The organism is Paraburkholderia ginsengiterrae (assembly GCF_001645125.1).
GTDB lineage: Bacteria > Pseudomonadota > Gammaproteobacteria > Burkholderiales > Burkholderiaceae > Paraburkholderia > Paraburkholderia ginsengiterrae.
The window spans coordinates 14,141-28,537 of the sequence record NZ_LXKA01000356.1; the positions used below are offsets into that span (position 1 = coordinate 14,141).

General features: G+C 58.1%; 11 protein-coding genes. 5 read left to right on the forward strand and 6 right to left on the reverse strand.

The window, feature by feature from the left end:
• Positions 1 to 521: 521 nt before the first annotated feature.
• From A6V37_RS32265 to A6V37_RS32275, 3 genes are read left to right on the forward strand one after another with little or no spacing between them, the layout of a single operon-like run.
• On the forward strand, positions 522 to 1,526 hold the full coding sequence (locus tag A6V37_RS32265; protein WP_167361453.1) for an MraY family glycosyltransferase: 1,005 nt from the start codon (positions 522 to 524) through the stop codon (positions 1,524 to 1,526).
• A 26-nt stretch (positions 1,527 to 1,552) separates the two neighbouring features.
• Positions 1,553 to 2,719, forward strand: coding sequence for a glycosyltransferase (locus tag A6V37_RS32270; protein ID WP_064270705.1), 1,167 nt, complete (start codon positions 1,553 to 1,555; stop codon positions 2,717 to 2,719).
• Positions 2,720 to 2,758: 39 nt separating this feature from the next.
• Positions 2,759 to 3,796: a glycoside hydrolase family protein gene (locus tag A6V37_RS32275; RefSeq protein WP_082902857.1), complete on the forward strand. Its 1,038-nt coding sequence runs from the start codon at positions 2,759 to 2,761 to the stop codon at positions 3,794 to 3,796.
• A gap of 758 nt (positions 3,797 to 4,554) precedes the next feature.
• Here A6V37_RS32275 and A6V37_RS32280 read toward each other — a convergent pair.
• The 6 genes from A6V37_RS32280 to A6V37_RS32310 form a co-directional block, all read right to left on the reverse strand.
• Positions 4,555 to 4,800, reverse strand: a complete 246-nt coding sequence (locus A6V37_RS32280) for a hypothetical protein (protein WP_064270703.1) — start codon at positions 4,798 to 4,800, stop codon at positions 4,555 to 4,557.
• Positions 4,801 to 4,993: 193 nt separating this feature from the next.
• Complete coding sequence (locus A6V37_RS32285) at positions 4,994 to 5,302, reverse strand: hypothetical protein (RefSeq protein ID WP_064270702.1); 309 nt, start codon at positions 5,300 to 5,302, stop codon at positions 4,994 to 4,996.
• A gap of 268 nt (positions 5,303 to 5,570) precedes the next feature.
• Positions 5,571 to 6,839, reverse strand: coding sequence for an isoprenylcysteine carboxylmethyltransferase family protein (locus A6V37_RS32290; protein WP_064270701.1), 1,269 nt, complete (start codon positions 6,837 to 6,839; stop codon positions 5,571 to 5,573).
• An 88-nt stretch (positions 6,840 to 6,927) separates the two neighbouring features.
• Positions 6,928 to 8,811, reverse strand: coding sequence for a collagen-like triple helix repeat-containing protein (locus A6V37_RS32295; protein ID WP_075643595.1), 1,884 nt, complete (start codon positions 8,809 to 8,811; stop codon positions 6,928 to 6,930).
• A gap of 262 nt (positions 8,812 to 9,073) precedes the next feature.
• Positions 9,074 to 10,237, reverse strand: coding sequence for an iron-containing alcohol dehydrogenase (locus A6V37_RS32305; RefSeq protein ID WP_064286736.1), 1,164 nt, complete (start codon positions 10,235 to 10,237; stop codon positions 9,074 to 9,076).
• Positions 10,234 to 10,542: a putative quinol monooxygenase gene (locus A6V37_RS32310; RefSeq protein ID WP_064270696.1), complete on the reverse strand. Its 309-nt coding sequence runs from the start codon at positions 10,540 to 10,542 to the stop codon at positions 10,234 to 10,236. The genes A6V37_RS32305 and A6V37_RS32310 overlap by 4 nt, the downstream gene beginning before the upstream one ends.
• Positions 10,543 to 11,379: 837 nt before the next feature.
• Here A6V37_RS32310 and A6V37_RS32315 point away from each other — a divergent pair.
• Together A6V37_RS32315 and A6V37_RS32320 are read left to right on the forward strand one after the other, a co-directional pair.
• Positions 11,380 to 13,752, forward strand: a complete 2,373-nt coding sequence (locus A6V37_RS32315) for a YjbH domain-containing protein (RefSeq protein ID WP_064270695.1) — start codon at positions 11,380 to 11,382, stop codon at positions 13,750 to 13,752.
• Positions 13,753 to 13,795: 43 nt separating this feature from the next.
• A partial coding sequence (locus A6V37_RS32320) for a hypothetical protein (protein ID WP_244174065.1) occupies positions 13,796 to 14,397 on the forward strand: 602 nt, incomplete at its 3' end.

The following is a 14,397-nucleotide window of genomic DNA, read 5'->3' on the forward strand; positions in this document are numbered from 1 at the left end:
TACATCGAATTAAGGAATGGTGAGAAATCGAGGGAAATTTCGCCGGCGGGGTCGGTTTGAGATGTCCCGCCTAGAACGGGGTGATACAGGACTGGCATTTCAAGCGGCTATCTCTCTTCGAATCTAGTGGCTCGAAAGCCGAGCCGAACGGCTAGTTAGTGGCAGTGTCCGTGGACTGACGAAGACAGGGAGGGGGGCCGTGAGGCTGAGGTAAAGGAGTCACCTTAGTCGGGACGACCGGTTGGGATGCTCTTGAGCAAGTTGGACAATAACCCGCGACGCACATGATCCGCGTGCTGCCGCCTAGGTGTTGCAAGTAACGCTTAGGTACTCAATTGGGGGGCAGCTGCAGGTTTTACGGTGATCAAGCTGAAGCGGCTACAAAACGTGTTGCTTTGAAAAGAAAAATCAAGATGACTTTCCTTACGCTTCCCATGGGGTTGTCTTTTATCTTCGTCTTATTGATCCTGCGATACGACCGATGGCACTCTAGGTTTTCGCACGACCACGATATAGGCGGTGTGCAGAAGTACCACGAGCGAGCTGTTCCTCGGATTGGTGGCGTTGCTATTGTTTTGGCCGCAATTTCTTGCGTAGCCGTTACGACGCTCCTTGACGATCCTGTCTCGCATAGGCTCGCGCTGTTTCTGCTTTGCTCGTTGCCTGCGGCGTTGTCGGGGTTTGCAGAGGATCTTACGAAGCGGGTGTCGCCTCGGGCGCGCCTGATCTGCGCGCTCATTGGCGGCATGGTCGCTAGTCGGTTGATGCATGCGGTCGTGCCTTCCGTTCACGTACCACTCATTGACTTCCTCCTATCTATCGGACCCTTCGCGTTTATCCTCTCGTCATTCGCCATTGCCGGCGTGACTAACGCCGTCAATATCATTGATGGTTTCAATGGATTGGCATCGGGTGTCTCCCTTCTTGTGCTGTCGTCCCTCGCCTTGATTGCGTACCTTGCAGGGGATCATTTTGTTTTCGTCGCAGCGTTAATGGTCGCGGGATCGGTAATGGGCTTCTTTGTCTGGAATTTTCCACGGGGAGCGATATTTCTGGGCGATGGGGGGGCCTATTTCATCGGATATGCCATTGCCGTTCTTACACTCGTTCTTATTTCGGAGAATCCAACTGTCTCACCTTGGTACGGAGCGTTGGTGCTGATCTATCCGGTGTTCGAAACCCTGTTCACGATTTTTCGACGCAAATTTGTGCAAGGCACACCAGTAGGAAAGCCAGACGGCTTGCATTTACATACGCTTGTGCACAGACGCATTACCCGCTCCGCCCAGCCACGATTGGGTTTTTCGAGGAATTCGCTGACCTCGCCGTACCTGTGGGTGCTCTGCCTGATGTCATTGGTCCCCGCATCGGTTTTCTGGGATCAAGATTTACCTCTGGTCGCATCGCTCGGTCTCTTTCTGCTGCTATATGTCTACGTCTATTCGTCTCTCGTCAAATTCCGCGCACTATTCTTTTTCAGAGGGGCCAAGCTCGCTAGGCCGCGCTTGCGCCGACGTGATGCGTGACTGCGAGCTATGTTCGAGATAAGCAGATGAAGGTCTTTCATATCATCTCGGGACTCGGAGTCGGCGGTGCCGAGATTTGTCTGTGCCGATTCGTCGAACAGTCGCAGAAAAGCGGAATACGCCATGTGGTTGTATCCCTCTCGGGGGAAGGGAATCTTGCACCGCGGTTAAGGAGCGCCGGTTGTGAGGTGATCGCTTTGAACATGGGTAAGTCATGGCGGTTCTTCTACACACTGTTCGAGTTGATACGTCTGATCAGGAATGTCGATCCCGACGTGATACAGACATGGATGTATCATGCGGACTTCGTTGGCGGACTGGCAATGTGCACTAGTCGCATTTTCGATTGGCTCGATTTTGGACGACACCCAATTAGGCCTGCTCTGGTTTGGGGGGTTCATCACACAGCGTTTCCCAAGTTCCGTGAAGGTCTCGTTCTAGGAGCGGTGGCACGTCTCTGCGCGTGCCTTTCTTCCGTTGTGCCGGACGCGATCATATGCTGCGCCGATGCAGCTCGCGTATCGCACGTAAGACATGGATACTGTTCGAAGAAGATTCATCTGGTTCGCAATGGATTCGATACTGCACTTTTTAAGCCGTTGGCACGCGCGAGGCACGAGTTGCGAAACAAGCTGGGATTGCCCGTTGACTGTCGGCTAGTTGGTATTGCTGGACGCTACCACGCGATCAAGGATATCGGAAACTTTATAGACGCCGTCGCGATTGTCGGAGCACAAGAACCTGACATCCAGTTTGTGATGATGGGCCACGGTCTGAGCCAGGATAATGACCATCTGAAGAATCGAATTGCCGTTAAGGGGCTGGAATCCAGAGTTCACTTGATCGGCCCGACTAAAGAAATCCAGAATAGTTTGGCAGGTCTGGATATTTTTTGCCTCTCATCCCGAAGTGAGGGGTTACCCACGGTGATTGGCGAGGCCATGTCATGCGGAGTCCCATGTGTCGCAACGAATGTTGGAGATACCGCAGCGTTAATCGGAGACACGGGCGTTGTGGTCCCACCAGAGGACAGCAAGAGACTCGCCGACGGCATATTGGCCGTCGCCAACTTGTCGACTACGGAGCGGCATGATCTCGGCCAGCGTGCCCGGAACCGTATTCTTCGGAACTTTCAGCTTCGTACAGCGTGTCAGAGCTATCTGCGATTGTACGGTCGATTGAATGTGCGGTAATCCCTATCTAATCATCTGGAACGCAAACGGCAACAAATCGTGTTCAACTTCGAAGGTACGAGAATGAATAGTCGCTTTCCAGCATCTCTTGGTCGACGTAATGCGCTGAAATTCGCGGCCTACGGATTTCTCTCTGTCACGTGCGCGAGGACGGCCGTTGCAAGCACAACGGCCACGGAGGTAACAGCGAATATTTTCGGTGTGAAGGGGGATGGGCACTCAAACGACACGGCGGCTTTGCAACGTGCCATCGACGGAAGTGTGGGCAAGACCCTTGTGATCTCAGGGGCGCCTAGAATCGACGTGCAGGGTTTGACGCTGAGGTCAGGCACCAGGATCCGGTTTGATGAGGGAGCGTCCATCAAGTTACTGCCCCACAATACCTACGAGTATCAAATGTTCCGCATCTGGGACGTCAGCGATGTGGAAATTGTAGGTCTGGCGCTCGACGGAAGTAAAGAGCTTAACGCTGCAAAGAGCGATCCTCAGAAAAATGGATACGGGATGGGAATATCCATTACTGGGGCGTCGAACCTAGTTTTGACTAATCCAGTTACGAACAATTGCTGGGGAGATGGAATCTACATCGCTAACAGCTACAAGACCAAAGATCTTGTTTGTTCTGACCTGGTCATTCAATCACACCATGCAAACGGTTGCCGACGGCAAGGGATATCACTGATCAGCGGTCGGAATGTTCGCATTGCCAATCCGGTGTGGGAGAACATTCGAGGCACGTTGCCATCCGCGGGTTTGGACATTGAGCCTAATAGCAATCATGATGTACTCGAAAAAATCGTAATCTCAAACCCGGTCACACGAAACTGCCGTGCCGGAATCGAGATGTGGCTTGCCAACATCCCGGGTGCGATCGAGAAGAAGATCGACATTGAAATTGATGGACATCGAGACGATGGCAGCGACAACGCCTATATCGTGTCGGCACTGAAAAGCAACGGGCACGCAGTTGAAGGAAAGATCGTTAGTCGACGTCCTCATTGGATTAATACAAAAGGCGCGCCCTATCTTAGCAAGGGAATGGACGCTGCAGGCGTAGAGGTTCAGATTGTGAGTTAAGTGCTTTCACGTCACCAGTCGCCGCAATGTTCTCCGTCAACAACGACATGCGGGTGGCCCGGGCAACGCTTGAGCGAGGAAGGTGTTAGCCGCGCGATCATGCAGACTGTCCGCATGCTACGGTTTACTTTAACGCTGCGACGTTACTCGTACCCGTAACGCATAGAACGTTTCTCCGTTACATACAGAATTTAGATCCGGCTTCTAGCAGTATGAGTGTGGTCGCGCGGCGCTTCCGTCAAGAGATTCGCATTCTTTGCGACGTGGCACGAATTTCGCTCTGTCACTCTCGCCACGCTTTTGGTTCGGCAACGTGACATATCTCAGAACGATCGCTCCACAAGAGAGCGGCGTTTTCATCAAACCACGCACCGTGCGCCCATGACCTACCTACTCGCTATCTTGTGGAAATTCTGCTTCGCGTGGAGTTTCATCTACCTGATGACAAGCTTCCGAACGGCTTTTTGGGTTTCAAGACGCCGGGGTAGTGGCCTCATTTTCCTCGAGTTTCGTCCCGGTCGTGCAGTGGGCAAAACGGAAACCGCAAAGGCGAAGTCTTTGCGGAGGATGGGTTGCTCTGCAACAGTCGCGATGCTGCTAGGTATAGCATCGTGGCTCATTGCTCAAGCTACCAACTAGACTTAAATGGACAAGAGGTGCGGCGTCTTACACGTCGCACCTCGAGATCACTCCGTGCAAGGGCAGCGTTGGACGTACTGTGTTTTCTCATTGGGCCTTTCGCCACATTGAGGTGACGCTCATGGAGCCGGGATTCTCAGGCCAGCCTTCTCTTTCTTGGCCAAGCTTTTCGCCTCAAACCTATCCAACTCTCTAAGCAGTTGCTGGATCGTAGCCCTCTGCGATTCGGTCAAATGGCAGGCATCCAGTATCCGTTCGAGCCGCATTCGCCAATACTGTGGCTGCAGCACCGGCTCACCCCGAAACGCGCTCAACGACGGCACCATCACACGCGCGACATGCGCGATGTCTTCATCCATTGTCATGCAAGAACCCCGATGACCTCGCCATTTAGTAGTGGCCTTGTTTTTTATCGCGCTTAGACCGGAATTCTTGGCTCTGTGGGTCCGAAAGCGGTAGTCCTATCTTACGAATTCATAATGAGGCGGTCAAGGATTCCGCAGGGCCCCCACCAAAAAACAACCCGGCGTGTAGCCGGGTTTTCCGTGTGCGGTTGACTCAGTCTGGGGTAGCTCTATCGCGCTTCCGCAGCTGCTCCGGTGTCATTGGCTTGCCCCCAATCGTGTAGTCGCGATCAAGCGTAATCAGGATCTGAGCGTGCCGGTGGTCGATGCTGAACATGACGCGCTCGCCAGGTAGAAAGCCTAATTGTTCGAGCATGTCGTCCGTGACCTGCATCCACGGAAAGGTCACCCGCTTGCGCTGTTCCTGCGGGTCGTTTGAGGCCGGCGCTTGCTCGAGGGCAACAGAAATTCTCGTGCACTCTTCGACGCGGGCGCGGCGTGGTTTAAGATTGGTGTTAGCCATGGTCAACTCCTTCGAAGTTGGTTGTGGTTAGCGGGTCGTGAGTGTTGGTAGCACTCTCGGCCCGCGCTTCTTTGCCGTGTAACTCTCCTTCCTTCTCATCTAGTTGTAGCAACCAGAGAATAAGAATCTCTCGGGTATTTCTATAAGAACGCTAACCAAAAAATAGGCGTAACTATTTTCTATCAGACGGTCTAATTGCAATTCACTTGAATAGATTAACTATACAAGGAATCGCTAACTCAATAAATGAAAGTTGGCAATTCTTTACTCAATCAAACAACCGACCAATCTTCGCAAATATCCCATTCCGCGCAATCCACTCAGCGTACGCCCGATAATCCGGATCGTTCATCAAGTGCCTTTCCTCGGTCTTCGCGCGCAGGAAGTAGAGCAGATTCACCGCCACAAGCGCAGCACAATGCGTCACCGCGGCCCGCCAACCCAGCGGCTCGACGAACGGCACCGTGATCATCCAATACGACAAATTCTTCGCGATATACGCGGGATGTTTAGTAAAGCGATACGGTCCCGAAGTAATGATCCCGCGATTGGTCAAATTCGAAAACCGCAAACCGAATGAGATCGTGGAAAGTGCATAGCACAGCAGCAGCGCAACAATCACCACACCCCAGACGATTCGCACAAGCGGCATCGAAATAAGCCAGCTGTCCCAGAACACCGAGCCTTCGTAATGGATGTACTGGTTCGAAATCAGCGACCAGAACGGCTGATAGCAGATCAATGCAACGAGCCAGCCCAGCGTGGTCGGCTCGGCGCTGCGCACGTGGCTGTCGAGAATGCGCAGCGTGCACAGGTAGCCAACCGTGCCGAACATCAGGTCCATTGCGTACGACAGGTCGTACATGAAGCGGAACGTGGCGAGCGAGAACGGCGCACTGAGCGCGCTCGTCAGCGAAGCGTTGAGGTGATCGGCATTCGTGGACAGATAGACAATCATCAGCGGCAGAAAAAACGCCTTGACCATCCAACTGGCTAGCATTTCGCGCACGGGCCGCCAGTTCGCGGGACGTTCGCCGCGAAACAACAGACGGGCCCACAGCAGATACGCGTCGTCGGCGTCGCGCTGGTGCCGGTCCATCCACGCAAAATAGAACGGCGCCGCGATCAGCACATAGGGCGCGAGCGTGCCGATGAGTGTCCAGAACGGGTTGTAGAACGCACCGTGATATTCGGGAAGCAGCCAATAGAGCGCGCCAATACCCGCGCAAATCGAAGCTAACGCTGCCAGCCGCAAAGCGACGCGTGCAATGCTCAGCGGTCGTTCCGCGCGGCTTGCGAGGCCCGCGCTCGGACGCAGATAGGCGCGCGCGACGAACAACTCATAGAGCGCGATGGGCACAATGATCGCGAGGCAGGCGACAGTGCTGCGGGTCGCGCCATCCAGCGCGGTGCTGTCGCGCACGAGCCAGAGTGTGAGCAGTCCGGCGGCGATGCCGAGCAGACCGATCGAGAACGGCGTCGCCGAGCGCGGCCTCGGGTCGTGGACGCTTGCGACGGTATCGAAGGTGGAGTTCATGTCATCCTCGTAGTCATGACATTGAAGGCGGCCGGGCTGTTGATTTTTTTAGGCCCGACCGCTTACTGAAGTACTGCTTATTTGATGATTACTTGCCGGTTGCGGCGCCGCCGAGCAAGCCGCCCACCAGGTTCGTCACTGGTGCGAGCGGGTTCTTGTTAGTCGAACCGCCGCTGCCCGTCGAACCGCCGGTCAAGCCGCTGATGAGACCCGTCACAGGATTGGTGGCCGTGCCACCTTGCCCGCCGCCGGCTGCGCCCGTCACGCCGGAGGTCAGCGTACCCACCAGTGAGGTGACTGGCGCGAGCGGGTTGCTCGTGCCGGTGCCGCCGCCTACCGATCCGGCCTTGCCCAGGAGCCCGGTGATCGGTGCAAGGAGACCGGCCGCGCCGCCTGCACCGCCCGTACCGCCGCTGCCTGTTCCACCCGTGCCACCCGCCGCACCACCCAGCGAACCGAGATTGCCGATCAATCCGGTTAGCGGCGGGAGACCGATCGTGCCACCGCCCGTTCCGCCCGTGCCACCTGTACCCGAGCCGCCGAGTCCGCCGAGCAAGCCGGTGATCGGCGCGAGCGGATTGGTGCCGCCGCCCGTCCCACCGGTACCTGCGCCGCCAAGCCCACCGAGTCCGCCAAGCAGGCCGGTGATCGGCGCGAGCGGATTAGTGCCGCCGCCCGTGCCGCCGGTACCTGTGCCGCCGAGTCCGCCGAGTCCACCAAGCAGGCCGGTGATCGGTGCGAGCGGATTCGTGCCGCCGCCCGTGCCCCCGGTACCTGTGCCGCCGAGTCCGCCGAGCGGCACAAGCAGGCCCGTGATCGGCGCAAGCGGATTGGTCGTCGTGCCGGTGAGTAATCCACTGGTGCTCGTAACGGTCTTGCCCAGCTGGCTCACGATGCCGCCGCCGTCCTTGCCGACCTGATCGCCGGTGGCGCCCGATACTTTCACGCCGGCCTTGTCGAGTCCGTTGCCAATCGTGCTGAGCAGGTCATTCAGCGGTGCACCGAGACCAGTAGTGTTGCCGATCGTCTGCGTCGTGTTCGAAACAACTGTGGTGATCGGGTTGATTGCCGTGCTGAGCTGCGTCTCGATCTGCTGAACCGGCGCGCTGGTGAGCGCCTTGTTCAATCCCGAGCCGAGTGCGGTGACGCCAGTACCCACACCGCCAACCACGCTGCCCAATGTCGACGTGACTGGCGAGAGCGGAGCGAGCGGTCCGCTGCCGAGACTCGTCACCACGCCGCCGACCGAAGTGACCGCAGCGCCGGCGTTGGACACGACGCCGGACGTGGAGGTCAGCGTCGGTCCGAGCGGATTGGCCGAACTGCCCAGGGTGCCGAGGCCGGCGGCGGCGCCGTTGCCCAGCACGCTCACGCCGTTGCCGAGGCTGGTGACGGCAGCGCCGAGGTTTGCAGTCGTTGCGCCGTTGACGCCGGGAATCGACGTGCCGGTGATTTTGCTGCCGGTATCGGCGACAGTCGTGCCGACAGCGGTAATGAGGTTGCTGGCTTGCGTGACGACGGTGCCGATCGGGGTGGAGGAAGTGCCCGAAGTGCCGGAAGTGCCCGAGGTGCCGGAAGTGCCCGAAGTGCCGGAGGTACCCGAGGTGCCGGAAGTGCCCGAAGTGCCCGAAGTACCCGAGGTACCGGAGGTGCCCGAAGTACCGGAGGTGCCCGAAGTACCGGAGGTGCCCGAAGTACCGGAGGTGCCCGAAGTGCCGGAAGTACCCGAAGTACCGGAGGTGCCCGAGGTACCGGAGGTGCCCGAGGTGCCCGAGGTGCCGGAAGTACCCGAGGTACCGGACGAGCCCGACGTACCGGATGTACCCGAACCAGAGGTACCAGAAGTTGCACCCAAGCCACCGCCGCCAAGCCCAGCGGTATTCGGAGTGTTGAGCGTCGAACCGCACCCGTAGAGCGCGAGTAATGAAGAAGTTGCGACAGCGATGGCTGTGCGATAAGCGAGTTTTTGCATGATGTCCCCGTAGAACGACTGTTGGCAGGGGCATTACCGCAAGTTACGCGCCAAATGTGGATTATCTCCCGATCCGGTGAATTGAAGAGGGATGTATCACGGAAATCGTCGCAAACAAGAATTTAAAACGAAAAAGTGCTGTGTCGCCCCCGTGCGGCAACCTCATGTTCCGTCGGCGCGCTACGTAACGTAGAGGCGCGTCGTAACAACGCAAAACGCCCCGCAGCGGCCCGCACTCGTCGACGCGCGACTCAACGCCGTTTCAAAACGCCGCCGTATAGATCGCCAGTGCATCGGCCTCGCTGACAGGCCGTGGATTGTTCACAAGGAGCCGTGTTTGAAGCATCGCGTCGCTCGCCATTCGCCCGAGGCCGTCGCGCTCGATGCCGACCTCACGCAGCCGTGCCGGAATCGCGGTCGCGGCAATCATCTGTTCGAGCTGGTCGATCAGCGCCTGGGTCTTGCTTTCGTCGCTGCCGGTCACGCCCGGCACGACCACATCCGCGAGTTCCGCGTAGAGAGGCGCCGCCGCTTCCGCGTTGAAGCGCAGCACATGCGGCAGCACGAGCGCGTTCGACAGGCCGTGCGGCACGTGATAGATGCCGCCGATCGGATATGCCAGCGCGTGGACTGCGGCGACCGGCGAATTGGCAAACGCCTGGCCCGCGAAGGTTGCGCCGAGCAGCATCGCTTCGCGCGCCGCGCGGTTGCTGCCGTCCTCGCAGGCGGGCAACAGGTTGCGCGACAGCAACTCGAGCGCCTTCACCGCCAGCATATCGGACACGGGATTCTTCAAATGGGCGGACGTGTACGCCTCGATCGCATGCACCATGGCGTCGATACCGGTCGCCGCGGTGGCGGCAACGGGCAGACCCAGTGTGAGTTCCGCGTCCAGGATCGCCAGGTCCGCGATCAGCTGCGGCGCGACCACGCCCATCTTCTTCGCTTCACCCACCGTCACGATCGATACGGCCGTGACTTCGGAGCCGGTGCCCGCGGTGGTCGGCATCTGCACGAGCGGCAGGCGCGACACGGTGATCTTGTTCACGCCATACATCTCGCCAAGCGCCTGCTCCTGCTGCGGCGCGAGCACGGCGATCAGTTTCGCGACATCCATCGACGAGCCGCCGCCGAGTCCCAGCACGATTTCGGCACTGGCTGCCCGTGCGCGCGCCGTCGCTTCGAGCACGATATGTTCGGGCGGATCGGCGATCACGTCGTCGATGACGGTGAGCGCCCAGCCGTGCGCCGCCAGATCGGCGAGTGCGGGATTGAGCAGCCCGCTCTTGTGCAGAAAACCATCCGTGACGACGCACAGCCGCGTCGCCGCAGGAAATTGCGCTCGCATCAAAGCGCCGAGGCGGCGTGCCGCGCCGTACTCGGCAACGAGCGTTGGTACCGTTTGAAAGCGGAATGCGTTCGTCATGCAGCGTCTCCCGGAAACATATGGCTCGCGACTTCGCGCCGGTCGAGCAGCGGAATGATGGTGCCGAATCCGAGGTGCTGGAAATGCTCTGTCTCGCGGTGCTCGGCGAGCCCGTCAGCGCTGCTGTACTGCTCCAGAATCACGAAGTGATCCGGATCGAGCGGTGAGCGAAAGAGCTCGTAGTAGAGATTTTTAGGTTCCGCGCGAGTAGCCGCGGCGAGTTCCGTGAGCGGTTTCACAATCGCATCGCCGTTGCCAGGTTTGACGAAATAATGCGCTATCACTTGCAGGTAAGCCTCGGCCATCAATCACTCCAACAAAACGGGCACGTCAAGGTGCTGACGTTAAGGATCTGGATTCCACTAGGCGCTGTCGCTGCTCAAGACTGCGGCGGCGCAAACCTCAGTTGTACCAGATTCGAATCGCTTTGCTCCAGGGTCTGTTTTGCTTTCAAACGAGTCCGACGGGCCGAGTCGTTACGGGCGGCGTTACGTTACGCGGTCGTTACCCGACGCACTTCTCGGTTTGCTTTTTGCCTTGCCGGCAGTTCTTCTCGTGCATAAACGCATATATAACAACAGGTTACGGAAGGCTCTATGGCAATGCGTGAGGAGAGTCTGTCGATTGGCATGCTTGCTGCTTTTAAGGCTGCGCAGTGCACAACAGACACAAGACAAGCAGTAAGCGGTGACGTTCGAATCAGCAACTGGCCTGGTAGAGGGGATGAGGTTGATCTCCTCAACGCACAAGCGGTCTGGTCTTCTGTCCAGATCTGGTCGTGACTGCGTTTTGCTTGACTGCCCATGTTAGGTGGGTGCGAGCGGCATGCAGGAAATCCCCCATCGTCGTTCAGGAACGTTCAATCGTTGGTTTCGCGCTGGATGAGTGAGGTCCAGGTGACTTGTAATGCGCGCTTCTTCGCGCAGGGGGCATGTTGTTGTCGCAAAAAACGTGGTGGTTGCAGTACGAGGCACATTAGCCGCCGAGGCGAAAACAAGTCGAGAAGATCGACGAGCACGTTTGGCGTGAAAGGCCAACGCGGGGATAAGAATGAATACGGCGAATTATTGGCAGCAAAGAAGAACGACCATCGGACGGGCACAGATAGCAATGCTTACTGACACCTGCACAAAATAACAAATATGGCTATGAAATTGCGCGGACAATTGCCACGCTCGGCACCAAGGGCACTGGCGCTCGCTGCGGTTTTCGCATTCACCGCGTCGGCGCAGGCGGCTGACCCCGCGCTCAATGCGCTCGGTCAGGCGGGTGGGTTGGTGATTCCGTATGCATTTGCACTGCCCGAAGGAACAATAGAAACGCAGTACAACAATTACCTTGAGCCGCGCTATGGAAAGCAGGCGACGGGCGCGCAGATGTACTGGGGTTCGGTGGGTTTGCTTCCTTATGTCGAGGTGTCCGGCGGACTCGCCAATTATCCCGCCAATGTCCGGGCACCATTCAGCGGCGCCGACCACTTCCTGTTTCGCCACTTGATGGCTGACGTCAAAGTCGAAGTTCCGAAGTTCTTCAAGTATCAGCCAAGCATTGCGTTCGGTATTAGCGACATTGGCGGCCAGACGCATTTCTTCCGCTCGAAATACGGCGTGGTATCGCAAGCATTTGGGCCGGTGACGTTGACTGCCGGGTACGGGCAGGGTGATCGCCTCGACGGTCCATTCGGCGGCGCTCAGGTCTCGCTATGGAACACCGGATTGTCGCTGCTAGCAGAAGACGATTCGAAAACGCCCTATGCCGGCGTGCGTTATCAGTCTCCGCGGATTAGCTGGCTTGCCGATGCGAACGTAATCGGTACGTTCGTGCGCTCGGTCCGATCGACGAATGGGGTGTCGCCACGCACATCGTTCTCGGTGGGCATCCAGATTCCGCTGGGCAAACGCTTCAGCAGTGCGCGTTGTGCCGACGGTTTGTGCGAGGGCCCGCAGGTGCCGGTCGCTCACACCGCGGATGCCGACGATGACGGCCCAATCCGCCTCGCCAGCCTGCAACCGATGGACACGCGCGCTGTCACCAGTAACAACAGTGCGCTCGCCGCTCCACCGATTATGTATGTGCCCCCGCTGCAGTCGTATGCGTCGGTGATGCTGAGTGACGTGACGGCGTCGAAATTATCGGATGCTCCGGCGCCTTCTATTCCGGAAGCCCTGAATACTTCCTCGCTCGACGAAATCGCCGCTCAACTTTTTGCCGCTGGCCTCGAGCGTGTACGCGTGGGAATGAGCGGTCGTGATCTGGTGGTCGAGTACGAGAACCATCGCTACAACCAGAATGAAGCTGACGCCCTCGGCATTGTGCTGGGCGTGGCGAGTGTGAGTGCGCCGCACGGCACTGACAAGATTCACGTGGTCATCAAGAAGGCCAATGAGCCGTTGGGCGAGGTCATTGTCGATCGTGATGCATTCGCGCAGTTCGTTGAGGGCGGCGCACCAACGGCTGCAAGCGCATCGATGACGATGCGCACGCGTCCGACCTACGACGCGGACTCGATCTCATGGCATGGCAACGAGCACACGCATGGGTTGACGCGCATCCAGATCGAGCCGGTCCTCAGTTACCTGTACGGCACTGAGTACGGCAACTTCGACGTCTCGGTTGGCGCCAACATTGAAGGGTTCGTACCACTTTGGCGTGGCGCGGAGTTGTACGCGAGTTACATCGCACCGATCTACAACACCAAGAACATGGACGAAGGTCGCGTGTTTAGCGATGTCCGTTTGCGTGGCGGCCTGAATGCGGTCGCATTGGCACAAAGCTTCTGGATCGTGCCGCAGGTATTCAACGTCGCCTCGATCGGCAAGTTCGACTACTCGTATGTGGGCGTGCAAAACGAAACAACGATGTTCGTGCCGGGGCGCCCCGACCTGATCCGCTTGCGGCTGGCCTATTTGCACCATGAACCGGGCCATGACCAATTACCGAGTGAAAAGAATGCCGAACTGACTTACCGCTGGGTGCAGCCGTCCTGGAAGCTGTGGATCGAAGCGGGCGTAGCGCGCTTTGTTGGTGGCGACAAGGGGCCGGTTGCAACACTGACGCGGTGGTTCGACGACGTATCGGTGAGCGTGCATGGCGAGCATAGTGGGCAGGGCACGTTCGTGGGCGCCGCAATCAGCTTCCCGCTGACGTTGCGCCAGGGCATGAAGCCCGGGATCAGTCAGGTATACGGATCGGAACAGTTCGGGCTCGATTTCCGCACCAAGGTTGGATCGACGAATTACCTGGCGACCAGTGCGGCGGAGAACATGGCCTTTCCGTATAGCACGCAGCAGTTCCTGCTGAATCAGGGCCGCTTTAGCGGCGAGTACTTCTCGACCCAGCTTTACCGGATGCGTGATGCGTATCTGCGCTATGGGCGACCTGGTAGTGATGCGACGAAGCCGCAAGTGAATGTCCCTGCAATATCGACGGGCGCTGCACTTTCACATGGGGTTTGCGGAAATGGCTTTCAGGGTGTGAGCGATGGACGGGCATTGGTGCCGGTCAACTGTGAATGACTTTCTTTGGAGATAGGCGATGAAGCTTCTAAACGGCGCGACGGTGCGCACGCTGCAGTTCGGATCGATAGTGCTTGCGGCCAGTGCGCTGGTCGCATGCGGTGGCGGAACCAATAGCGGCGGATCGCCGGTCGGGACGGTGAGCGGTACGGCCGCTGTCGGAGCGGCACTGCCGAACGCGAGCATCACGCTGACGTGCAAGAACGGTTCGGGTAGTGCGACGGCTAACTCCAACGGCGCATACTCGGCGACGTTCGCGTTTGATGCTCCTTGCACGATTACGGCGACCGGTGGTGCGATCACGATTCACTCAATTGCGGCCGGTACAGGTACGTACAACGTGACGCCGCTGACGGAATTGTTGCTGGATTACATCGCGGCGCAATTGGGCACAACTGTAAGCGGGTTGCTGGCGGGGATTAATTCTAACGCCTCGTATCAGAACGCACTGTCGAATAGCACGGTGATTTTGAATGCCGAGGCGGCGGTTGCGGCACTGATCAAGAGCAAGTACGGGATCACGCTCTCTTCTTCATCGTTCTTGACGGTTTCGTTCACGCCGGGCAGCCCGGCGCAGATGCGGATCTCGATACGCTGCTGGCCGCTGGTGCGATTACCGCGAACGGCCAGCCAGCGGCTTCGTTG